We start from the raw sequence: 20666 nt of genomic DNA on the forward strand, positions 1-20666 counted from the left end.
GGAATCGTGCGTCATGATGTGAGCCACGGAACAACACCGGCCGGGTGGAGGTTGCCAAGCACGTGAGCGATCCGGAGACGACGACCGAGCCCGCGCTGCGGCGGTGGCGCACGGCTGCTGCGAGCAGGTCCGAGCAGCTCGGCGCCCTGCTGCTGCTCACCGCGACGATCGCCGCGATCGGGTGGGCCAACCTGTCCGGCAGCTATGAGCAGTTCTGGGGCACCGACGTCCGCCTGTCCCTCGGTGACGCCGCGATCCACCTCGACCTCTACCACCTGGTCAACGACGCGCTCATGGCGTTCTTCTTCTTCGCAGTCGGGCTCGAGGTCAAGCAGGAGCTCACGATCGGCGAGCTGACCGACCGGTCGCGTGCGATCGTCCCGGCCACGGCCGCCGCGGCCGGCCTCGTCGTCCCGGCTTTCATCTTCTGGCTCGTCGCCGGCGGCTCGGGCGCCGCGCACGCCTGGGGCGTCGTCATCTCGACCGACACCGCGTTCCTGGTCGGCGCGCTCGCCCTCATCGCGCCGAAGCACCCCGCGCGGCTGCGGGTCTTCCTGCTGACCCTCGCCGTCGTCGACGACATCGGTGCGCTCGGGGCGATCGCGATCTTCTACACCGACGAGGTCCACGTCGGGCCGCTGGCGATCGCGCTCGCGGCTCTCGCGGTCATCGCGATGGTGCGGTTCCTGCCGTCGGGTCGCGGGCCGCTCTACGCCGCGCTCTCGGTGGTGGTGTGGTTCGGCCTCCACGAGGCCGGTGTCCACGCGACGCTCGCGGGAGTCGCGGTCGCGCTGCTCATCCCGGTCGCCGAGCCTCGGCGGCACGACGTCGAGCGGGTGGTCGAGCTGACCCGCGCGTTCCGCCAGTCACCCAATCCGGCGTACGCCGCCGCTGCGAGCCGTCAGCTCCGCGAGTCGATCTCGATCAACGAACGCCTGCAGCGGTCCTTCGGACCCTACGTCGCCTACGTGATCCTGCCGATCTTCGCGCTCGCCAACGCCGGTGTCGTGCTGGACGGACCGACCCTGGAGCGGGCTGCCGGCTCGTCCGTGACCTGGGCCGTGATCGCCGGCCTGGTGGTCGGCAAGCTCCTCGGCATCACACTCGCCACGGTCGTGGTGCAGCGGACCGGGATGGGCGTCCTGGCCCCCGGCCTGACGATCGGGCGGGTCACCGGAGGGGCTGCGCTGTCCGGCATCGGCTTCACGATCTCCCTGCTGATCATTGGCATCGCGATCGACGACCCCGCCCTGCAGGACGAGGCACGGGTCGGCGTCCTGGTCGCGTCCGTGGTCGCCTTCGCCCTCGGCTGGACCATCCTGGCCGTCCTCGACCGCCGCCGTCCGGTCACACCGCCCGGCTCGACGCTGCTGCGCCCCTTCGACCCTGACCGCGACCACTTCGTCGGGCCGGCCGACGCACCGATCATGCTGGTCGAGTACGGCGACTTCGAGTGCCCGTTCTGCAGCCGCGCCACCGGGATGGTCACCGAGGTGATGAACCACTTCGGCGAGGACATCGTCTGGGTGTGGCGCCACCTGCCGTTGCACCAGCCGCACCCCCACGCCGAGCTCGCTGCCCGGGCGTACGAGGCGGCGGACCTGCAGGACCACCGCCTGGAGATGTCCCGCGCGCTGTGGGCCAACCAGGACCGGCTCGAGCGCCTCGACCTGCTGCGCTACGCCGACGAGATCGGGCTGGACGTCGACCGGTTCGAGGCCGACCTCGCCTCCGAGGCCGTCGCCCGGCGCGTCGCCGAGGACGAGGACGACGCCGACCTCATGGACCTGCACTCGACCCCGACGTTCTTCGTCGGCACCGCGCGGCACCACGGGAACTGGGACGCACCCACGCTCATCGCCGCACTCGAGGCGTCCCGCCGGGCCTGAGGTCCGGCTACTCCGCTCGCGTCGTCGGGAACAAGATGGCGTCGCGGATGCCGATGCCCTGCAGCAGCATCACCAGGCGGTCGACGCCGAAACCGAGACCGCCCGCGGGCGGCATGCCGAACTCGAGCGCCCGCAGGAAGTCCTCGTCGACGTCATTGGCCTCGGGGTTGCCGGCCGCGGCCTGGCGCGCCTGCTCCTCGAGTCGCTCACGCTGGATGACCGGGTCGTTGAGCTCGGAGTAGGCCGGGGCCAGCTCCACGCCGTTGATGATCAGGTCCCACGCCTCGACCAGGCCGGGCTTCGAGCGGTGCTTCTTGGCCAGCGGCCGCACCGACTCGGGATAGTCGCGCACGAACGTCGGCTGGATCAGGGTGTGCTCGACGAGCTTCTCGTAGAGCTCCAGGACGATCTCGCCGGCGTCCCAGCCGTCCTGGAGGGCGACCTCGTGCTCGGCGGCCAGCGAGACCAGCTCGTCGACCGGGGTGTCGATGTCGATCGTGCGCCCCACCGCCTCGCTGACCAGCCCGTGGACGGTCGCGTGGCGCCACTCCGCCTCGAGGTCGATCGTCGAGCCGTCGCGACCCGTCACGACCGTCTTGCCGACGGCGCGGGCAGCGTCGAGGACCAGCTCACGGGTCAGGACCGCCATCGTGTCGTACGAGCCGTAGGCCTCATAGGCCTCGAGCATCAGGAACTCGACGTTGTGGGTGTTGTCGACGCCCTCGTTGCGGAACGTCTTGGCCATCTCGTAGACCTTGTCGATGCCACCGACCAGGGCCCGCTTGAGGTGCAGCTCGAGGGCGATGCGCAGCAGGGCCGGCTCGTCGAACGCGTTGACGTGCGTGCGGAACGGCCGGGCCGCGGCGCCGCCGTTGGTGTGCTGCAGCACGGGCGTCTCGACCTCGACGTAGCCCAGGCGGTCGAGCGTCGCACGGAGCGACTGCATGACCTTGGCCTTGACCCGGACGTTGTCGCGAGCCTCGGGGCGCACGATCAGGTCGACGTACCGCATCCGGCTGCGCGCCTCGTCCGACAGCGGGTTGTGCTCGTTGGGCAGCGGGCGGACCGTCTTGGCTGCGAGCCGCCACGCCGTCGCCATCACGGAGAGCTCGCCGCGCCGGCTCGTGATGACCTCGCCGGTCACCGCCAGGTGGTCGCCGATGTCGACCGTCGACTTGAAGTCCGCGAGCCGGTCCTCCCCCACTCCCGCGAGGGAGATCATGGCCTGCAGCGACGTGCCGTCGCCCTCGCGCAGCACGACGAACACGAGCTTGCCCGTGCCACGGACGAAGATGACCCGGCCGGCGACCGTCACGGTGTCGCCGGTCTGGGCGTCGGGCCCCAGCAGCTCGGGGTCGTACGCCTCGACGACCTGCTTCAGCGTGTGGGTGCGCTCGACGACGACGGGATAGGGCTCCTCACCGCGGTCGATCAGCTGCTGGCGCTTGTCCAGGCGGACGCGCATCTGCTCGGGAAGATCGTCCTCGATGGCGGGGGGATTCGTCGCGTCGGTCACGAGGGTCGAGTCTAGTGGTTGCGCTCGTGGACCAGGCGCAGGCCGGTGAGGGTCAGGAACGGGTCACGGGCCGTGATCGTGGTGCAGTTGTCGACCACGGCGGCGGGGAACGTGCCCGTCGCGATCACCGCGACGTGGTCGGGGTCGCTGCCCAGGGACTCGATGATCCGGGTGACCATCCCGTCGACGAGGCCGGCCGAGCCGAACACCATCCCGGACTGGATCGCCTCGACGGTGTTCTTGCCGACGACGTCACGGGGCTGGGCCAGCTCGACGCTCCGCAGCTGCGCGCCGCGGCGGGCCAGGGCGTCGAGGGACAGCTCGACCCCCGGGGCGATCGCGCCGCCGATGTAGCGGTTGTCCTCGTCGATCACGTCGAAGATCGTCGCGGTGCCGTTGAGGTCGACCACGATCGCGGGTCCGCCGTACAGCTCGACCGCGGCCAGGGCGTTGACGATGCGGTCGGCCCCCACCTCGCGCGGGTTGTCGGTGTGGATCGGGACGCCCGTCCGCACTCCCGGACCGACGATCGAGACCGGCAGGTCCGCGTAGTAGCGCTCCTGCATCGACCTCAGCTCGACGAGGATCGTCGGCACGGTGCAGCACAGGCTGACCGCGTCGATCTCGTCGATGCCCGCGCGAACCGTCAAGCCGGTGATGAGCACCTGCCACTCGTCCGCGGTGCGACGCTCGTCGGACGCGACCTGCCAGTGCCCGATCAGCTCACCCTGCTCGGTGTCCGTGGAGAGGTCGAACGCGCCGATCGAGGTGTGGCTGTTGCTGACGTCCAGGCAGAGCAGGATCATGGCCGCCGGCTCACCGGGACGCGACGAGGGGGTTGTCGACGACGTCGCCGCGCACCAGGCCCGTGCCCTCGGGCACCTCGGCGGGGTCGGTGCCCAGCGTCATCACCTTGTTGTCGGCGTCGACGAACACGACGCTCGGCTCGAACGTGCGGGCCTCGGCGTCCTCCAGCTGCGCGTACGCGATGAGGATCACGAGATCGCCCGGGTGGACCAGGTGGGCTGCGGCGCCGTTGATGCCGATCACTCCCGAGCCCCGCTCCCCCGCGATCGTGTACGTCTCGAGGCGCGCACCGTTGTCGACGTCGACGATGTGGACGAGCTCGCCGGGCAGCAGGTCGGCAGCATCCAGGAGGTCCTGGTCGACCGTGACCGAGCCGACGTAGTGCAGATCGGCCTGGGTGACGGTCGCGCGGTGGATCTTGGACTTCATCATGGTGCGGATCATGGTCAGTTCTTTCCGAGAGTGAGGCCGATGTTGTCGAGCAGCCGTGGCTTGCCCACGCGGGCCGCGACGAGCAGCCGCGCCTCCTCGCCGGGCACGGCAGGGCCCAGCTCGGGATCGGTCAGGACGAGGTAGTCCAGGTCGACGTCGGCCGGGTCGATCACCGCGTGGGCAGCGGCCAGCACGGCCTCCGGCCCCCCGGGCGCCGCGGCGGCACCGGCCCGCAGGGCGGCCGACAGAGCGACGGCGGTCTGCCGCTCGTCCGCCGTCAGATAGCGGTTGCGCGAGCTCAGCGCGAGTCCGTCGGCCTCGCGCACCGTCGGGCAGCCGACGACCTCGACTCCGAGGGCGAGCTCGCGCGCCATCTGCCGGATCAGGGTGAGCTGTTGATAGTCCTTCTCGCCGAACACCGCGACGTCCGGACGGACCAGCCCGAGGAGCTTGGCCACCACCGTCAGCACTCCGCGGAAGTGGCTCGGCCGGGCACCGCCCTCCAGGATCGAGCCGAGCGGTCCGGGGTCGACCGTCACGGTGTCGACCAGCCCGGACGGGTACATGACCCCGACGGTGGGCGCGAACACCACGTCGACCCCCGCCTCGGCGCACCGCTCGAGATCGGCGTCGAACGTCCGGGGATAGTCCTCGAAGTCCTCCCCCGGCGCGAACTGCGTGGGGTTGACGAAGATCGAGGCCACGAGGGTCTCGCCGAGCGGGCGGGCGTGCTTGAGGAGCTGGACGTGGCCGTCGTGGAGCGCGCCCATCGTGGGCACGAACGAGACCGTGTCGCCGCCGCGGGCCGCAGCGAGCTCGGCGCGGGTGCGGACGACGATCGGGGACGGCGCCATGGTCAGATCCCGGCCGCGATGTGCGCCATCGCGTCCCAGTCGGCCTCGTCGAGGACCTGGCGGATCGTGCCCGCGGTCGCGGGGGCCAGGCGGTGGTCGGCCTCGGCGCGACGGGCGGTGGCGCGGGCGAGCTCGAGATACGCATCGACGGTCGCATCGTCCACGTGCGCGGCCGCGAGGGCGTCGACGTGGGCCCGGATCGTGGTGATGTCGCCGCGCACGACCGGACCGGTCAGCGCCGCGTCACCGTAGGCCAGGACGTTGTCGAGCGCCGCGGTCAGCAGCGGCCGCAGGACCGCGGCCGGGTCCTCGGCGCCCGCGCCGCGAAGCAGGTCCATCGACTGCGCCACGAGGGTCACGAGGTGGTTGGCGCCGTGCGCGAGGGCCGCGTGGTAGAGCGCGCGGTCGCTCTCGGCGACCCACATCGGGACGCCGCCGAGGTCCGCGACCAGCTGCTCGGCGAACGGCCGCTCGGCGGAGGCGGCGGTGAGGCCGAAGACCGGCGCACCGTCGAAGTCGACCGAGGTGCCGGAGAACGTCATCGCGGGGTGGAACGCGATCGGCCGGGCACCCAGACGGGTCAGCGCAGCCAGCGCGTCGAGTCCGTGCCGGCCGCTGGTGTGCAGGACGTACTGGCCCGGGTGCACCGCGCCGGACGCGGCGAGCTCCTCGGTGACTGCGATGAGCGCGTCGTCGGGGACCGCGAGGACGAGCACGTCACTGGCTGCTGCGACCTCGGCGGGACTCAGCACCGCGACACCGGGCAGCAGCGTGCTGGTGCGCAGCAGGGAGGCCTCCGAGCGGGCGCTGACCCCGGCGAGCGGGTAGCCGGCAGCGCGGAAGCGGGAGGCGAGGACCGATCCGACGCGACCTGCGCCGACGATGCCCATGGTGGGACGCAGCATGTGTGGTGCCTTTCGTTCCAGTCCCTGACGGGTACCAGACAAATTGACATCTTGAGTCTAGCCCCGGGTGGCGACCTGCCTAGGGGTAAGACCTGTGCCGAACCTCACAGGGGCCCCCGCGACTCAGGACCGGGGGATGCGCGCGGTGACCGTCCCCGACCGCGATCGGTCCCGCAACGTGACGGTGAGCGTGCCGGGCGCCCGCCGACCCGCGCCGTGCAGGGTGACGACCCAGGCCGATCCCGCGTAGCGACGCTGGGCACCCTGACGGGAGGTGACGACGTACGGCTGACCGCCGTGCACGACGTCCACGAGGTCCCCATCGGTCTTGACGGTCAGCGTCGGCTGCTCGAGCTCGACGTTGCCGAACCAGGCCGCGACGTCGAGGACGAGATCGGCGCCCTCGTGGCGGACCTCGCGCACGATCGCCTTGGCCACGGTCTGCTCGTCGGTCAGGACGTAGGCCTCGGGCGGGACGTCGTCGACCCCCCATCCGGGCAGGTAGACGGTGAGGCCCGCGGGCTCCTGGCCGGAGGGGTGCATCTCGGGCTGCATGCCCTCGGCCTGCACGAAGCGCCACACCGCGTCGCGGTCACGGGCCGCCAGGAGGGTGTTCAGCACCCGGTGCTGGGCCGGGACCTCTGCGGCGTACCGGTCTGCCGGCGCCGCCCCGACGACGCGCGGGACGCGCTCGAACAACGCATCGAGGTACGCGTCGTCGGCTCGCTCGAGCTTGAGCGTGGAGTTGGGGACGTTGTAGCGCAGGTACTGCAGGGCGCGCTCGGCGCGGACGTCCGGCAGGTCCTCGAGCAGCTCCAGCACCGCGTCGATCGCATCGAACCGCGCGTGGACCGCCTGGGCCGTGACCTGCCCCTGCGAGATGGACGAGTCCATGCGGCGCCAGCTGTAGGCCACGACCGAGGTGATGTCGATGCCGTCGGCGTCGCGATAGGCGCGGGCCGTGACGATCTGGTCACCCGCGAGCAGCACCTCGGGGAACTCGAGCGCCTGGGCGTCCCAGAACGAGCGACGGAAGATCTTGGCGCACGCGATCGCGTTGACCAGCACGTCCGGGCGCTCGGACAGGGACGTGTGCGTCGCGGGCCTTGCGTGCAGCGCCCGGATCCACGGTGCGGGCGGCTTGATCCCGGTGCGCTCGAGGCGCTGGTAGGGCATCACGGCCAGGTCGGACCCGCTGCGCGACAAGCCGTCCATCGCGGCGCGGATCCCGCCGCGGGTCACGGTGTCGTCGGCGTCGACGAAGGTCAGGTAGGTGCCCGTCGCGGCGGCGACTGCGGCCCGCCGAGCGGCACCGACCCCCGCGTTGGGCTGCGACAGCACCGTGAGGCGACGATCCGCCCGCGCGTGCCGGCGGGCGATCGCCAGACTCCCGTCGGTGGACCCGTCGTCGATCACGACGACGTCGATGCGCCGGTAGTCCTGCCGCCGGATCGACCGCAGGGCCTCGTCCAGGTGCTCGGCACCGTTGTAGACCGGCACCACGACGCTGAGGACCGGCAGGTCGCGCTGCCGCCACCGGTCGAGCGGGGTCGCGACGACCCGCCGCAGGGCTCGCCTGACTCGATGCACCCGCCGAGCATAGCGAGGGGCCTAGTCTGGCCCGCATGTCGAATCGGCCCCTGCCCTGGCGCCTCGCCTGGCAGCAGGCCCTCTACGGTCCCGACGGCTTCTTTCGTCGGTCCCGGCCCGCGGACCACTTCCGCACGAGCGTCCACGTCGGGATGTTCGCCGAGGCCGTGGCCGAGCTGGCCCGGAGCACGTCCGCAGCCAGCGTGGTCGACGTGGGCGCAGGCGGCGGCGAGCTGCTGGCCGCGCTCCGTGACCACCTGCCCGGGGTGCACCTCGCCGGCGTCGAGCTGGCCCCGCGACCCGCCGAGCTGCCCGAGGACATCGACTGGATGCCGGCGTTGCCCGAGCGCGTCGACGGCCTGCTGATCGCCAACGAGTGGCTCGACAACGTGCCGTGCGACGTGGTCGAGCTGGACCCCGCGGGCGTCGTCCGTGAGGTGCTGGTGGACGCCGCGACCGGCGAGGAGACGCTCGGCCCGGAGCACCGCAACCCGTGGCTCGACCAGTGGTGGCCGCTGACCGAGCCCGGTCAGCGCGCCGAGGTCGGCACCACCCGGGACCTGGCATGGGCCGATGCGGTCCGCCGGGTCGACGGCACCGCGGTGGCGATCGACTACGGCCACCGCGCCGGCGACCGTCCCCCGTTCGGCTCCCTGCGCTCGTACCGCGACGGTCGCGAGGTCGAGGTCCGGCCCGACGGCTCGTGCGATGTCACCGCCGACGTCGCGGTCGACGCGGTCGCCGACGCCGCCGGCGGGACGCTCCTGCGCCAGCGCGACGCCCTCGCCCGGCTCGGGATCGACGGCTCCCGCCCGCCGATCGGGCTCGCGCACACCGATCCCGCGGCGTACCTGCGGGCGCTGGGCCGCGCGGGCGAGGCCGGCGAGCTCGGCGCGCGGGGCGGGCTCGGCGATTTCTGGTGGATCGTCAGCGACACCCGGGGCCATGGAAGACTGGACGCATGACCCGGCTGCTGATCCGATCAGGCAAGGATCCGTTCACCCCGGTGGCCGCGGAGTCGACCTTGACGCAGGACGTCTTCAACAGCAACAGCGGCAACTACCTCTTCCAGCACTCGGTGTGGAAGGCGCTGTCGACCGACACCGCCGAGCTGGTCTCCAACGGCACGCTGTCGGAGCGGGTCGTCCCGCAGCGCGGCGACGCCCCGCGGATCGACGAGGAGTTCGACCACTTCGTCGTCCCCATGGCCAATGCGTTCCGCGCCGACTTCGAACCGCGCCTGTCGCGCCTGGCCGATCTGGTCGAGCAGCTCACGATCCCCGTCACGGTCGTCGGCATCGGCGCGCAGGCCGCCCACGGCCAGGGCATCGAGTCGCTCGCGCCCGTCTCCGAGACCGTCAAGCGCTTCGTCGGCGCAGTCCTCGACCGCTCGACCTCGATCGGCGTGCGCGGCGAGTTCACCAAGTCGTACCTGCTGAGCCTCGGCTTCCCCGAGGCCTCGGTCGACGTGATCGGCTGCCCCTCGCTGTTCCTCCACGGTCCGGACTTCCGCGTGGACAAGCGCGCCGAGGCGATCGGACCGGACAGCCGGTTGGCGCTCAACCTCACCCCCGAGGTGCGCGGCATCGGCGCGTTCGCGACTGCGCAGGCCGAGCGGCACCCGCACCTGACGTACATCGGCCAGGACGCGAACGACCTGCGGCTGCTGCTGTGGGGCACCCCGTTCCCGCACGTCCACGACCCGCTCGTGCCCGTGCACCTGGAGCACCCGATCTACCAGCAGGACCGCATGCGGCTCTTCCTCGACACGTGGACCTGGTACGACTTCATGGCCACGCAGGACTTCGCGTACGGCACCCGGTTCCACGGCAACGTCGCAGCACTGCTCGGCGGCACCCCCGCGCTGCTGCTGGCGCACGACTCCCGCACGCTGGAGCTCGCCGAGCACCACCGGATGCCCTACACGCTGATGCCCGAGCTGTCCGCGGACCTCCGGGCCGAGGACCTCTACGAGTCCACCGACCTGACCGAGTTCAACGCGGCGATGCCCGACCGCTTCGCGCGCTACACGGCCTTCCTCGAGCGCAACGGGCTCGAGCACATCTGGACCCCGGGCAACGGCCGCGGTGACTTCGACGAGCGACTCGCCGCCGCGACGTTCCCCCGCCCCGTCCAGCCGCTCATCGCCTCGGACGGCCACGAGATCGCCTCGCGCCTGAAGTGGCTGCGCGACGGGATGGTCCTGGACATCACGCGGCACCCGCAGGCGTACCACCACCCCTTCGAGCACCCGCCTTGGAGCGGCGCGGGCAGCCGGCACGCCCGCATCCAGGCCGAGACCGCTGAGAAGGTCGCGGCGCAGAAGGGCCAGATCGACGAGCTGTACGCGCGGCTCGAGCGGCTCGAGCGCAGCTCCCCGCGCGGGCTGACGCGCCGGCTCGTGCAGCGGGTCAAGGGCTGGCTGCGCCGCTCATGAACGAGGTCACCGCGAGTGTCGGGACGGGCTTCGCCACGACCGACATGGTGCTCAACATCGGCCCGCAGCACCCCGCGACCCACGGCGTCCTGCGGCTGCGGCTGACACTCGACGGTGAACGGGTCAAGGCCTGCGAGCCGATCATCGGCTACATGCACCGCGGCACCGAGAAGCTCTTCGAGGTGCGCGACTACCGCCAGATCATCGTGCTGGCCAACCGGCACGACTGGCTGAGCGCCTTCTCCAGCGAGCTGGGCGTCGTGCTCGCGGTCGAGGACATGCTGGGCATGCAGGTCCCCGAGCGGGCCACCTGGATCCGGACGCTGCTGGCCGAGCTGAACCGCGTGCTCAACCACCTGATGTTCCTCGGGTCGTATCCCCTCGAGCTGGGCGCGATCACGCCGATCTTCTACGCGTTCCGCGAGCGCGAGACGATCCAGGAGGTCATGGAGGAGGTCTCCGGCGGGCGGATGCACTACATGTTCAACCGGGTCGGCGGGCTCAAGGAGGACATCCCCGCGGGGTGGACCGGGCGGGCGTCCGCCGCGATCGCGACCGTGCGGTCACGGCTCGGCGAGCTCGAGGACCTGATCTTCGGCAACGAGATCTTCCGGGCCCGCACGGTCGGGGTGGGGGTGCTGTCACCCGCGCTCGTCGAGGCGTACGGGGTCTCCGGGCCGATCGCCCGGGCGTCCGGGCTCGACCTGGACCTGCGGCGCGACGAGCCCTATCTCGCGTACGGCGAGCTGCAGGACGTCCTGCGGGTGCCGGTGCGGACCGAGGGCGACTGCCACGCCCGGTTCGCGGTGCTGCTGGAGCAGACCAAGGTCTCCCTCGACCTCGCCGACGCGTGCCTCGCCCGGCTGGCCGAGCTCGAGCCGGGGCCGGTCAACGTACGTCTGCCCAAGATCCTGAAGGCGCCCGAGGGCTCCACGTACGTCTGGACCGAGAACCCGCTCGGGCTCAACGGCTACTACCTCGTGTCGCGGGGCGAGAAGACGCCGTGGCGGCTGAAGCTGCGCACCGCCTCGTTCAACAACGTCGCCGTCCTGCCCGAGATCGTCGGCGGAACCGTCGTCGCCGACCTCGTCGCGATCCTCGGCTCGATGTTCTTCGTCGTCGGCGACGTCGACAAGTAACCCCCGCGTCCCCCGGTTGCCGGTTTCCCACGGGACCGTGGGAATTGGTCACTCCCCTCGTGTTGTGACGCTAGGGAAGTGAGCAAACCCCACGGGACCGTGGGAAACCGGCAACGGGGCCGTAGGGTCGAGGGATGACGGACCAGCGCATCCCGACGCCCATGGACGACCTCGCGGAGGGGTGGCTCGAGACGCTCCTGGAGCTCGAGCCGGAGCTGCACGTCCACCTCGGACGCCCGGGCCGCGAGGCGGAGTACGCCGACCGGTCGCCGGACGGGGTCGCGGCCTATGCCGACGCGGCCCGGGCCACCCTCGCCCGGGTACGCACGACAGCCGTCGAGGACGACACCGACGCGATCACGCAGGCCGAGCTCATCCGCACCCTCGAGCTCGACGTCGAGAAGATCGAGGCCGGGTTCTGGCAGCGCGATCTCAACGTCATCGCCTCGCCCAGCCAGGACTTCCGCGACATCTTCGACCTCATGGGCACCGAGACCGAGCAGGACTGGTCACACGTCGCGAAGCGGATGCACAACGTCCCCGCGGCGATGTCGGGCTACCTGGCCTCGCTGCGCATCGGCATCGCCGCGGGCAACGTCCCGGCGATCCGCCAGGTGCGCGAGGTCGCGGCCCAGGCCCGCAAGCAGGTCGGGCCCGACAGCTTCTTCGCCGAGCTGGCCGCCCGCGCGGACGTCCCCTCTTCGCTGAAGGCCGACCTCGAGGCCGGAGCCCGCGCCGCCTCCGAGGCGTACGAGACGATGGTCGAGTTCCTCGAGCGCGATCTCGCACCTGTCGCCCCGGAGCAGGACGCCGTGGGCCGCGAGCACTACGCACTGGCCTCGCGATCGTTCGTCGGCGCCGAGATCGACCTCGACGAGACGTACGAGTGGGGCATCGACGAGCTGCGCCGCATGGTCGAGGAGCAGGAGAGCATCGCGGCGCAGATCGTCCCGGGCGGCAGCGTCGCGGACGCGATCGCCCACCTCGAGAGCGATCCGGAGCGCAAGCTGCACGGCACCGAGGCGCTGCAGGCCTGGATGCAGGAGACCAGCGACCGCGCGGTCGCCGAGCTCGGACGTACGCACTTCGACATTCCCGAGCCGATGCGCCGACTCGAGTGCATGATCGCGCCCACCCAGGAGGGCGGCATCTACTACACGCCGCCGAGCGAGGACTTCGAGCGCGCGGGCCGCATGTGGTGGAGCGTCCCGGAGGGGATCACCGAGTTCGACACCTGGCGCGAGCTCACGACGGTCTATCACGAGGGCGTCCCCGGCCATCACCTCCAGTGCGGGCTCGCGGCGTACAACAGCGCCCAGCTCAACGGCTGGCGACGGCTCAACTGGAACTCCGGGCACGGCGAGGGCTGGGCGCTGTACGCCGAGCGGCTCATGGCCGACCTGGGCTACCTCGACGACCCGGCCGACCGGCTGGGCATGCTCGACGGCCAGCGGATGAGGGCCGCCCGCGTGGTGCTCGACATCGGCGTGCACCTGCAGAAGCCCAAGCCCGACGGCAGCGGCACCTGGACCGGTGAGGACGCCTTCGCGTTCATGGCCCAGCACGTCAACATGAATGACTCGTTCGTCCGCTTCGAGGTCAACCGCTATCTCGGCTGGGCCGGGCAGGCGCCGTCGTACAAGGTCGGCCAGCGGATGTGGGAGCAGCTGCGCGACGAGTGGGTCGACAAGCACGGCGCCGATCCTCGCTCCGGCGGACTCAAGGAGTTCCACCGCCAGGCTCTCGCGGTCGGCAGCATCGGCCTCGGCACCCTCCGCTCGGCCCTCCTCGCCTGACACCCCAACGCTGAGGGGAGCCTCCCGTTCGCCGAGGGGAGACTTGCGTCCGCCGACGGGAGACTTGCGTCCGCCGACGGGAGAGTTGCGTCCGCCGACGGGAGAGTTGCGTCCGCCGACGGGAGAGTTGCGTCCGCTGAGCAGCGGACCGGACCCACGCCTCGGCGGACCGGAGCCACGCCTCGGCGGACCGGAGCCACACCTCGGCGGACCGGAGCCTCCCCTCAGCGGACCGGAGCCTCCCCTCAGCGTTGGGGGGGGTCAGGCGGGGGTCGGGTCGGGGCGGTCCTTGCCGCCCTTGCCGCCCTTGCCGTCCTCGTCCTCGTCGTCGTCCGGCAGGCGACAGGCCCGCTCGAGCAGCAGCGCCGTGACCATGAGCAGCAGGCTCGCGACGGCAGCGGCGAGGCCGCGGACGAACCGCTCCTTGCCGAGCACCGAGTCCAAGCTGTCGAGGTACGCCAGCGCGTAGCCGCCGTAGAAGCCCGCGACGAGCGCCCCGACGATCGCACAGGACTTGGCGAGCGACAGCATCTTGATGCCGTGGTCGGCCGTCATCCGCTCGTGCTTCTTGTGCAGGGTCTGCCACGTGCTCCACGCGAACATGCCGACCACGACCGCACCGGCGAGCAGCAGCAGCGGGGCGATCCAGCCGAGCCGGGGCGGCGTGCCGTCGAGGCGGACGATCAGCGGCGGGGTCAGCCGCCCGCCCACCAGCCCGAGGCCGAGCAGCGCGACGATCAGGACCGCGGGAACCGGTCGGGACATCCTCATGGCTGCACGATCACCAGCTGCCGGATCAGAGGATGATCTCGAGATCCTCGCGCTTGACCACACCGCTGGTGTCGACGTCCGCGATGAGATCGGCGACGAAGCCCTTGCCCGGGATCTCACCCTCGGGGTCGACCTCGAGCCACGGCACGAGCACGAAGCCCCGCTCGTGGGCGCGCGGGTGCGGCAGCACGAGGTGCTCGTCATTGGCCACGCGGTCGCCGACCACGATGAGGTCGACGTCGAGGGTGCGCGGTGCGCCGGGCTCGGAGCGCTCACGGCCGAACGCCTCCTCGATCGCGAGCGCGCGGTCCAGCAGCGTGTGGACCGTCAGGGTCGTGTCGATGAGCACCACGGCGTTGAGGAACTTGCCCGATCCGTCCGGAGCGCCGACGGGATCGGTCTCGTAGACCGACGAGATCGCGACGACCGTGACCTCGGGGGTGTCCTCCAGTGCCGAGACACCGCTCTGCAGACGCTCGAGCCGACCACCCAGGTTGGAGCCGATCGCCAGGACCGCCTGCCGGATGGGTCGCATGCCACCGGTCATCGTGTCGGCGTCGAGGACGTACGGGGTGGGTGCTTCGGTCACAGTTTGCTCCGCTCTATCGTGACGGCGACGTCGTGGAACGTCACCGCGATGGGCGCCTCGGGTTTGTGCACCGTCACGCTAGCCCATCGGACCGGCTCTTCGGCCAGGCACAAGTCCACCATACGGAGCGCGACCGTCTCGATGAGGTCCACGGGATCGTTCACGATGGCATCGTGTATCTGCTGCGCCAGGACCCCGTAGTGCACGGTCTTGGTCAGGTCGTGCTCGCGCGCGGCGGGGCCGAGGTCGAGACCCAGGCTGACGTCGACGACGAAGGTCTGGCCGTCGCGCCGCTCCTGCTCGAACACGCCGTGGTGCCCGTGTGCGGCGATGCCGCGCAGGTCGATCCGGTCGAGCCCGTCGGGGATGGCCATCTAGTCGTCCTCCCTGCCCAGCTCGGCGATCGGGGAGGCGTGGCGCGACCAGAGCTTCCAGTCGCCCGCCGTCCTGCTTCCCGAGGGGTCACGCACCAAGATACTGGTGCACAGTGCCTTGCCTCCCGCGAAGGCGTCCGGCGACGACATGCCCTCGCCGGAGAGGATGTTCTCGGTGCAGACGATCACCGCCGTGGTCGGCTCCGCGGCCTCCAGCGGGAACGTCGTCACGTCGACGTCGGTCAGGAAGAACTGGATGTAGCTGACGTTGGCCATCAGCACGGTCCAGGACCTCAGCACCGCACCGGTGCCCCGCAGCGGGAGCGCCCCGGGGTGGACGCACGACACGTCCGGGTGGTCGACCCACAGCGACGCCATGAGATCGGCGTCGCCGGTCTCGACCGCGTCGTAGAACGCGCGGTGGACGGCCAGCGCGCTCTCGCTCATCGCAGGCCCTCCTGCCGCAGCCGCGCCGCGACGCGGACCGCGTCGGCGGAGGGAGCCGGATCGTGCACCCGGATGCACCAGGCGCCCGCCGCGGCGGCCAGGGCGGTCACGGCCGCGGTCGCGGCGTCCCGTCCGTCGACCGGCCGCAGCGCGCCGTCGCGGGACAACAGATCGCCGAGGAAGCGCTTGCGGCTCGCGGCGACCAGCAGCGGAAACCCCATCTCCACGAACGCGTCGAGGTGCGCCAGGACGATCCAGTTGTGCTCGCCGGTCTTGGAGAAGCCCAGTCCCGGGTCGACCACGATGCGGGCGGGGTCGACCCCGGCCGCGATCGCGGCGTCGACCTGCTGGCCGAGCTCGGCGCGGACGTCGGCGACGACGTCGTCGTAGCTGGTGTGCTGCTGCATCACGTCGGAGTGCTCCCGCCAGTGCATCAGCACGATCGGGGCGTCCGTCTCGGCTGCGACCGCACGCATCCGGGGATCGGCGCGGCCGCCCGAGACGTCGTTGATCAGCGCCGCCCCTGCCTCCAGGGAGCGCTGGGCCACCGCGGCGCGCATCGTGTCGACCGACACGACCACCCCCTCGGCGACGAGTCCCTCGATGACCGGCAGGACCCGGCGCAGCTCCTCGTCCTCGTCGATGCGCAGCGCCCCGGGGCGGGTCGACTCCCCACCGACGTCGACCAGGTCGGCTCCCTGCTCGACCAGGTCGAGGCCGTGCCGGATCGCGGTGTCGGCGTCGAGCCACTTCCCGCCGTCGGAGAACGAGTCGGGGGTGACGTTGACGACGCCCATCACGAGGCATCGGTCCTCGGGCAGGCCGGTGAGCACGGGCGGCCTAGCGCGCCGTGATGAGGCCCATGGCCTCGGCGCGCGTCGTGGCGTCGCGCAGCTGGCCGCGGACGGCGCTGGTGACGGTCTTGGCCCCACCCTTGCGGACGCCACGCATCGCCATGCACAGGTGCTCGGCCTCGATCACGACGATCACGCCGCGGGGCTTCAGCACCGACACGAGCGAGTCGGCGATCTGCGTCGTGAGCCGCTCCTGCACCTGCGGGCGACGCGCGAACACGTCGACGAGGCGGGCGAGCTTGGACAGGCCCGTCACGTTGCCGGCCTCCGCGGGGATGTAGCCCACGTGGGCGACCCCGAAGAACGGCACGAGGTGGTGCTCGCACATCGACCACATCTCGATGTCCTTGACCAGCACGAGCTCGTCGTGGCCGACCTCGAAGACCGCGGTGAGGACGTCCTCGGGGTCCTGGTCGAGCCCGGCGAGCAGCTCGACGTACGACTTGGCGACCCGCTTGGGCGTGTCACGCAGACCCTCGCGATCGGGGTCCTCCCCGACCGCGAAGAGCAGCTCGCGGACCGCTGCCTCTGCGCGCGGGATGTCGACCGTCATGTCAGCTCGGGGCCGTCGATGGGGGCCGGACCGGCCGGGGGCGGCGCGTCGACGCCGCTGTCGGGACCGACCACGATCGGGGTGTTCCCCTCGCCGCTGTACGACTTGCCCGGCAGCGTCGCGACCGGCGGCCGGGTGTCGGGCACCCGGGTCTCGGAGCCGGTCCAGGCCGGACGCACGGGGCGACGGACCAGGGGCTCGAAGATCCGCGCGACCTGCTCCTTGTCGAGGGTCTCCTTCTCCAGCAGCTCGGTCACGAGCGTGTCGAGGACGTGCCGGTTCTCGTGCAGGATGTCGAACGCCTCCTGGTGGGCGAAGGTGATCAGCTTGTTGATCTCCTCGTCCACGACCGCCGCGACGGCCTCGGAGTAGTTGCGCGCGTGGCCGATGTCGCGGCCGAGGAAGGGCTGACCCTCGTTCTCGCCGAGGCGGACCGCACCGAGGCGCTCGGTCATGCCGTACTGCGTGACCATCGCGCGTGCCAGGTTGGTGGCCTTCTCGATGTCGTTGCCTGCGCCCGTCGTCGGGTCGTGGAACACGAGCTCCTCCGCGGCGCGACCACCCATCATGTACGCGAGCTTGTCGAGCAGCTCGGCGCGCGTCTGGGAGTACTTGTCCTCATCGGGCAGCACCATCGTGTAGCCCAGCGCACGCCCGCGCGGCAGGATCGTGATCTTGTGGACCGGATCGCTCTGCGGCAGCGCGGCGGCGACGAGTGCGTGCCCGCCCTCGTGGTACGCCGTGATGCGTCGCTCGTTCTCGTTCATCAGGCGGCTGCGCTTCTGCGGGCCGGAGATGACGCGGTCGATGGCCTCGTCGAGGGCTGCGTTGTCGATCGTCTTGGCGCCGTTGCGTGCCGTGAGCAGCGCGGCCTCGTTGAGGACGTTGGCCAGGTCGGCACCCGAGAAGCCGGGGGTGCGCCGGGCGACGGCCTCGAGGTCGACACCGGGCGCGATCGGCTTGCCGCGCGAGTGCACCTTGAGGATCTGGGTGCGGCCCGCGAGATCGGGCGCCTCGACGCCGATCTGCCGGTCGAAGCGACCCGGACGCAGCAGCGCGGGGTCGAGGACGTCGGGCCGGTTGGTCGCGGCGATGAGGATGACCCCGCCACGGACGTCGAAGCCGTCCATCTCGACGAGCAGCTGGTTGAGGGTCTGCTCGCGCTCGTCGTGGCCGCCGCCCATGCCGGTGCCTCGGTGGCGTCCGACCGCGTCGATCTCGTCGATGAAGATGATCGCGGGGGCGTTCTCCTTGGCCTGCTCGAACAGGTCGCGGACGCGGCTGGCGCCGACTCCGACGAACATCTCGACGAAGTCGGAGCCCGAGATCGAGTAGAAGGGCACGCCCGCCTCGCCGGCGACGGCGCGCGCGAGGAGGGTCTTGCCGGTGCCGGGAGGACCGTAGAGCAGGACGCCCTTGGGGATCTTGGCGCCGACGGCCTGGAACTTGGCCGGCTCCTGGAGGAACTCCTTGATCTCGGCGAGCTCCTCGATCGCCTCGTCAGCGCCCGCGACGTCGGAGAACGTGGTCTTGGGGGTGTCCTTGCTCATGAGCTTGGCCTTGGACTTGGCGAACTGCATGACGCGTCCGCCGCCGCCCGCGGCGTTGTTCATCAGGAAGAAGATCAGGCCGAAGATGAGGATGAAGGGCAAGATGCCGATCAGCAGGGAGACGAAGGGGTTGGTCTTGGGCACCTCGACGTCGAACGTCTTGAGCTTCTTGTCCTTGACCTCCTGCTCGGCCTGCTGCACGAGCCGCGCACCCTGGTCGCCGAGGAATTTCGCCTTGACCTTCTTGTCGTCGTTGAGGGTCGCCTGGATCTGCTGGTCCCCCTCGACGAAGGTGACGTCCTTGACCTTGCCGCCCTCGAGGTAGTTCACCATCGTGGCGGTGTCGACCTTCTTGTAGCCGTCCGCGGACGACGAGACGGACACGACGCTGATCACGATGATCGTGATGAGGATGATCCAGAGCCAGGGGCCCTTGAAGAGGCGCTTGAAGTTCATGTACGGCGTGGAGCGGGTCCACTCCTCCTCATGTGCTGGTCGGTAGTCGAACGGTACACGGGGCACCGTCCTTCAGTTGAACGTACTCAAACCCCTCGGACGTTCCCCATTTCAGTTCGCTCGCAGCGAAATCGCCGGTACAGCAGCGCCTGGGAGGGTGGCGCGGGTGCCGGCTAGGAGTACACGTGCGGCGCGAGGGTGCCGATGCAGCGCAGGTTGCGGTAGCGCTCGTCGTAGTCCAGCCCGTAGCCGACGACGAACGCATTGGGGATGTCGAAGCCGACGTACTTGACCTCGACGTCCATCTGCTGGGCCTCGGGCTTGCGCAGGAGGGTCGCGATCTCGACGGACGCCGGACCGCGCGACCGCAGGTTGGTGATGAGCCACGACAGGGTCAGGCCGGTGTCGATGATGTCCTCGACGATCAGGACGTGACGACCGTTGAGGTCGGTGTCGAGATCCTTGAGGATGCGCACGACACCCGAGGACTTGGTGCCGGAGCCGTACGACGACACCGCCATCCAGTCCATCTCGACGTGCCGGTCCAGGCTGCGCGCGAGATCGGCCATGACCATGACCGCGCCCTTGAGGACGCCGACCAGCAGCAGGTCCTTGCCCTCGTAGTCAGCCTGGATCTGGGTCGCCATCTGCTTCAGACGCTCGACGATCTGCTCCTCGGTGAAGAGGGTCTGCTCGAGGTCGAGGTCGCTTTCCACATGCTTGAGATCCACAGGTTCACTGTCCCACAGGCGTCGTGGTGAACGTGAGGGAAGGGCCCGTCCGGCCGGCGCTGACCCCGCCGGGGAGCTCGATCCGCTGCTGTCCCCGCCAGCTGGTGACCAGGCGGTCGAGGCCGGCCAGGTGCACGGCACCCAGGGCGGACGGGTCGGCGCCGGCGGCCAGCGCGGCGCGGCGCAGGACCCGCGAGCGGAGCGCGGGCGGCAGGGAGCCCAGGGTGCGTACGTCGTGGGGCTCGCCGACCTGCGCCGCGAGGTCGTCGAGCAGGTCGTTGTCGGCCCGCACCTGATCGGCCGTACGCGCGAGGGCCCCCGCGACGCCCCCGTCGAGGACGTCCTCCAGCACCGGCATGACCTCGGTGCGGATCCGCGACCTGCGGTAGGCGGGGTCGCTGTTGTGCGGGTCGACCCACCACGTGAGCCCCGAGGCGCGGCAGATCTGCTCGGTGTCGGCGCGGCGGAGGGTCAGGAACGGCCGGCGCCACGGCCCGTCGCGCTCGGCCATCCCGGCGATCGAGCGGGGGCCCGAGCCGCGACCGAGCCCGAGGAGCACGGTCTCGGCCTGGTCGTCCAGGGTGTGGGCCAGCAGGATCGCGTCGGCGTCCGTGCGTCCGGCGGCGTCGGCCAGTGCCGCGAGTCGCGCTGCACGGGCCGCCGCCTCGGGCCCGCCGTCGGTGCCGACCTCGACCGTGACCACCTCGGCGTCCACTCCGAGGGTCGCCAGCTGATCGGCGGCCACGGCGGCCACCTCGCGGGAGCCCGCCTGGAGCCCGTGGTCCACGACCACGGCGTGCAGGCTCCAGCTCTCGCGCGACGCGACGAATGCCGTCACGGCCGCCAGTGCGAGCGAGTCCGCGCCGCCCGAGGCCCCCACGACCAGTCGGGACCCCGCCCCGAGGTCGGCCAGCACCCGGCGGACCTGGTTGCGTCCGGCCGCGACGACCGGGTCGAGCGCCCCTCCCACGACCGG

General features: G+C 71.1%; 20 protein-coding genes. 5 read left to right on the forward strand and 15 right to left on the reverse strand.

What is annotated here, in order from left to right:
• Positions 1 to 62 precede the first annotated feature (62 nt).
• Entirely contained in the window at positions 63 to 1889 is a 1827-nt protein-coding gene (nhaA, locus tag GEV26_RS15975) for a Na+/H+ antiporter NhaA (RefSeq protein ID WP_153654558.1), read from the forward strand.
• A gap of 7 nt (positions 1890 to 1896) precedes the next feature.
• Here the strand turns inward: nhaA and lysS are convergent, their stop codons facing one another.
• From lysS to GEV26_RS16005, 6 genes are all read right to left on the reverse strand, one after another.
• Entirely contained in the window at positions 1897 to 3354 is a 1458-nt protein-coding gene (lysS, locus tag GEV26_RS15980) for a lysine--tRNA ligase (protein WP_153655132.1), read from the reverse strand.
• A gap of 62 nt (positions 3355 to 3416) precedes the next feature.
• Positions 3417 to 4211: a type III pantothenate kinase gene (locus GEV26_RS15985; protein ID WP_153909947.1), complete on the reverse strand. Its 795-nt coding sequence runs from the start codon at positions 4209 to 4211 to the stop codon at positions 3417 to 3419.
• A gap of 10 nt (positions 4212 to 4221) precedes the next feature.
• Positions 4222 to 4656, reverse strand: coding sequence for an aspartate 1-decarboxylase (gene panD / locus GEV26_RS15990; protein WP_153654559.1), 435 nt, complete (start codon positions 4654 to 4656; stop codon positions 4222 to 4224).
• A 2-nt stretch (positions 4657 to 4658) separates the two neighbouring features.
• Entirely contained in the window at positions 4659 to 5498 is an 840-nt protein-coding gene (gene panC, locus GEV26_RS15995) for a pantoate--beta-alanine ligase (protein WP_153654560.1), read from the reverse strand.
• Positions 5499 to 5500: 2 nt separating this feature from the next.
• Positions 5501 to 6403, reverse strand: coding sequence for a Rossmann-like and DUF2520 domain-containing protein (locus GEV26_RS16000; RefSeq protein ID WP_228764911.1), 903 nt, complete (start codon positions 6401 to 6403; stop codon positions 5501 to 5503).
• A gap of 123 nt (positions 6404 to 6526) precedes the next feature.
• Positions 6527 to 7993, reverse strand: a complete 1467-nt coding sequence (locus GEV26_RS16005; protein ID WP_153654561.1) for a glycosyltransferase family 2 protein — start codon at positions 7991 to 7993, stop codon at positions 6527 to 6529.
• A 35-nt stretch (positions 7994 to 8028) separates the two neighbouring features.
• Here GEV26_RS16005 and GEV26_RS16010 point away from each other — a divergent pair, with 35 nt between their 5' ends.
• The 4 genes from GEV26_RS16010 (at position 8029) to GEV26_RS16025 (ending at position 13365) form a co-directional block, all read left to right on the forward strand.
• Positions 8029 to 8958, forward strand: coding sequence for an SAM-dependent methyltransferase (locus tag GEV26_RS16010; protein WP_153654562.1), 930 nt, complete (start codon positions 8029 to 8031; stop codon positions 8956 to 8958).
• Positions 8955 to 10430: a polysaccharide pyruvyl transferase family protein gene (locus tag GEV26_RS16015; RefSeq protein ID WP_153654563.1), complete on the forward strand. Its 1476-nt coding sequence runs from the start codon at positions 8955 to 8957 to the stop codon at positions 10428 to 10430. The genes GEV26_RS16010 and GEV26_RS16015 overlap by 4 nt, the downstream gene beginning before the upstream one ends.
• Positions 10427 to 11569 (forward strand): NADH-quinone oxidoreductase subunit D, encoded by a 1143-nt coding sequence (locus tag GEV26_RS16020; RefSeq protein WP_153654564.1) that lies wholly within the window; start codon positions 10427 to 10429, stop codon positions 11567 to 11569. The genes GEV26_RS16015 and GEV26_RS16020 overlap by 4 nt, the downstream gene beginning before the upstream one ends.
• 134 nt (positions 11570 to 11703) lie before the next feature.
• Entirely contained in the window at positions 11704 to 13365 is a 1662-nt protein-coding gene (locus GEV26_RS16025) for a DUF885 domain-containing protein (RefSeq protein WP_153654565.1), read from the forward strand.
• A 261-nt stretch (positions 13366 to 13626) separates the two neighbouring features.
• Here GEV26_RS16025 and GEV26_RS16030 read toward each other — a convergent pair whose 3' ends face one another.
• From GEV26_RS16030 to tilS, 9 genes are all read right to left on the reverse strand, one after another.
• On the reverse strand, positions 13627 to 14136 hold the full coding sequence (locus tag GEV26_RS16030; protein WP_153654566.1) for a DUF3180 domain-containing protein: 510 nt from the start codon (positions 14134 to 14136) through the stop codon (positions 13627 to 13629).
• A 25-nt stretch (positions 14137 to 14161) separates the two neighbouring features.
• A complete protein-coding gene (gene folK, locus GEV26_RS16035) occupies positions 14162 to 14725 on the reverse strand; it encodes a 2-amino-4-hydroxy-6-hydroxymethyldihydropteridine diphosphokinase (protein ID WP_153654567.1) in 564 nt (187 codons plus the stop codon).
• Complete coding sequence (folB, locus tag GEV26_RS16040) at positions 14722 to 15099, reverse strand: dihydroneopterin aldolase (protein ID WP_153654568.1); 378 nt, start codon at positions 15097 to 15099, stop codon at positions 14722 to 14724. Before folB ends, folK begins: the two co-directional genes overlap by 4 nt.
• Complete coding sequence (locus GEV26_RS16045) at positions 15100 to 15546, reverse strand: nuclear transport factor 2 family protein (RefSeq protein WP_153654569.1); 447 nt, start codon at positions 15544 to 15546, stop codon at positions 15100 to 15102.
• A complete protein-coding gene (folP, locus tag GEV26_RS16050) occupies positions 15543 to 16343 on the reverse strand; it encodes a dihydropteroate synthase (RefSeq protein ID WP_153655135.1) in 801 nt (266 codons plus the stop codon). Before folP ends, GEV26_RS16045 begins: the two co-directional genes overlap by 4 nt.
• 43 nt (positions 16344 to 16386) lie before the next feature.
• On the reverse strand, positions 16387 to 16953 hold the full coding sequence (folE, locus tag GEV26_RS16055; RefSeq protein ID WP_153654570.1) for a GTP cyclohydrolase I FolE: 567 nt from the start codon (positions 16951 to 16953) through the stop codon (positions 16387 to 16389).
• Positions 16950 to 18959, reverse strand: a complete 2010-nt coding sequence (gene ftsH, locus GEV26_RS16060) for an ATP-dependent zinc metalloprotease FtsH (protein WP_153654571.1) — start codon at positions 18957 to 18959, stop codon at positions 16950 to 16952. The genes folE and ftsH overlap by 4 nt, the downstream gene beginning before the upstream one ends.
• Before the next feature lie 173 nt (positions 18960 to 19132).
• A complete protein-coding gene (gene hpt / locus GEV26_RS16065; protein WP_153654572.1) occupies positions 19133 to 19690 on the reverse strand; it encodes a hypoxanthine phosphoribosyltransferase in 558 nt (185 codons plus the stop codon).
• 4 nt (positions 19691 to 19694) lie between these two features.
• On the reverse strand, positions 19695 to 20660 hold the full coding sequence (tilS, locus tag GEV26_RS16070) for a tRNA lysidine(34) synthetase TilS (RefSeq protein WP_153654573.1): 966 nt from the start codon (positions 20658 to 20660) through the stop codon (positions 19695 to 19697).
• Positions 20661 to 20666: the final 6 nt, after the last annotated feature.

Source organism: Aeromicrobium yanjiei (assembly GCF_009649075.1).
In the GTDB taxonomy this organism is placed as follows: Bacteria; Actinomycetota; Actinomycetes; order Propionibacteriales; family Nocardioidaceae; genus Aeromicrobium; species Aeromicrobium yanjiei.

Coding starts and splice junctions, on each gene's coding strand:
- GEV26_RS15985 (WP_153909947.1), bottom strand. CDS start 4,211: ATGATCCTGCTCTGCCTGGACGTCAGCAACAGCCACACCTCGATCGGC.
- GEV26_RS16020 (WP_153654564.1), top strand. CDS start 10,427: ATGAACGAGGTCACCGCGAGTGTCGGGACGGGCTTCGCCACGACCGAC.
- panC (WP_153654560.1), bottom strand. CDS start 5,498: ATGGCGCCGTCCCCGATCGTCGTCCGCACCCGCGCCGAGCTCGCTGCG.
- panD (WP_153654559.1), bottom strand. CDS start 4,656: ATGATCCGCACCATGATGAAGTCCAAGATCCACCGCGCGACCGTCACC.
- GEV26_RS16025 (WP_153654565.1), top strand. CDS start 11,704: ATGACGGACCAGCGCATCCCGACGCCCATGGACGACCTCGCGGAGGGG.
- folB (WP_153654568.1), bottom strand. CDS start 15,099: ATGGCCATCCCCGACGGGCTCGACCGGATCGACCTGCGCGGCATCGCC.
- lysS (WP_153655132.1), bottom strand. CDS start 3,354: ATGCGCGTCCGCCTGGACAAGCGCCAGCAGCTGATCGACCGCGGTGAG.
- ftsH (WP_153654571.1), bottom strand. CDS start 18,959: ATGAACTTCAAGCGCCTCTTCAAGGGCCCCTGGCTCTGGATCATCCTC.
- GEV26_RS16030 (WP_153654566.1), bottom strand. CDS start 14,136: ATGAGGATGTCCCGACCGGTTCCCGCGGTCCTGATCGTCGCGCTGCTC.
- GEV26_RS16015 (WP_153654563.1), top strand. CDS start 8,955: ATGACCCGGCTGCTGATCCGATCAGGCAAGGATCCGTTCACCCCGGTG.
- GEV26_RS16000 (WP_228764911.1), bottom strand. CDS start 6,403: ATGCTGCGTCCCACCATGGGCATCGTCGGCGCAGGTCGCGTCGGATCG.
- GEV26_RS16010 (WP_153654562.1), top strand. CDS start 8,029: ATGTCGAATCGGCCCCTGCCCTGGCGCCTCGCCTGGCAGCAGGCCCTC.
- folP (WP_153655135.1), bottom strand. CDS start 16,343: ATGGGCGTCGTCAACGTCACCCCCGACTCGTTCTCCGACGGCGGGAAG.
- GEV26_RS16045 (WP_153654569.1), bottom strand. CDS start 15,546: ATGAGCGAGAGCGCGCTGGCCGTCCACCGCGCGTTCTACGACGCGGTC.
- folE (WP_153654570.1), bottom strand. CDS start 16,953: ATGACGGTCGACATCCCGCGCGCAGAGGCAGCGGTCCGCGAGCTGCTC.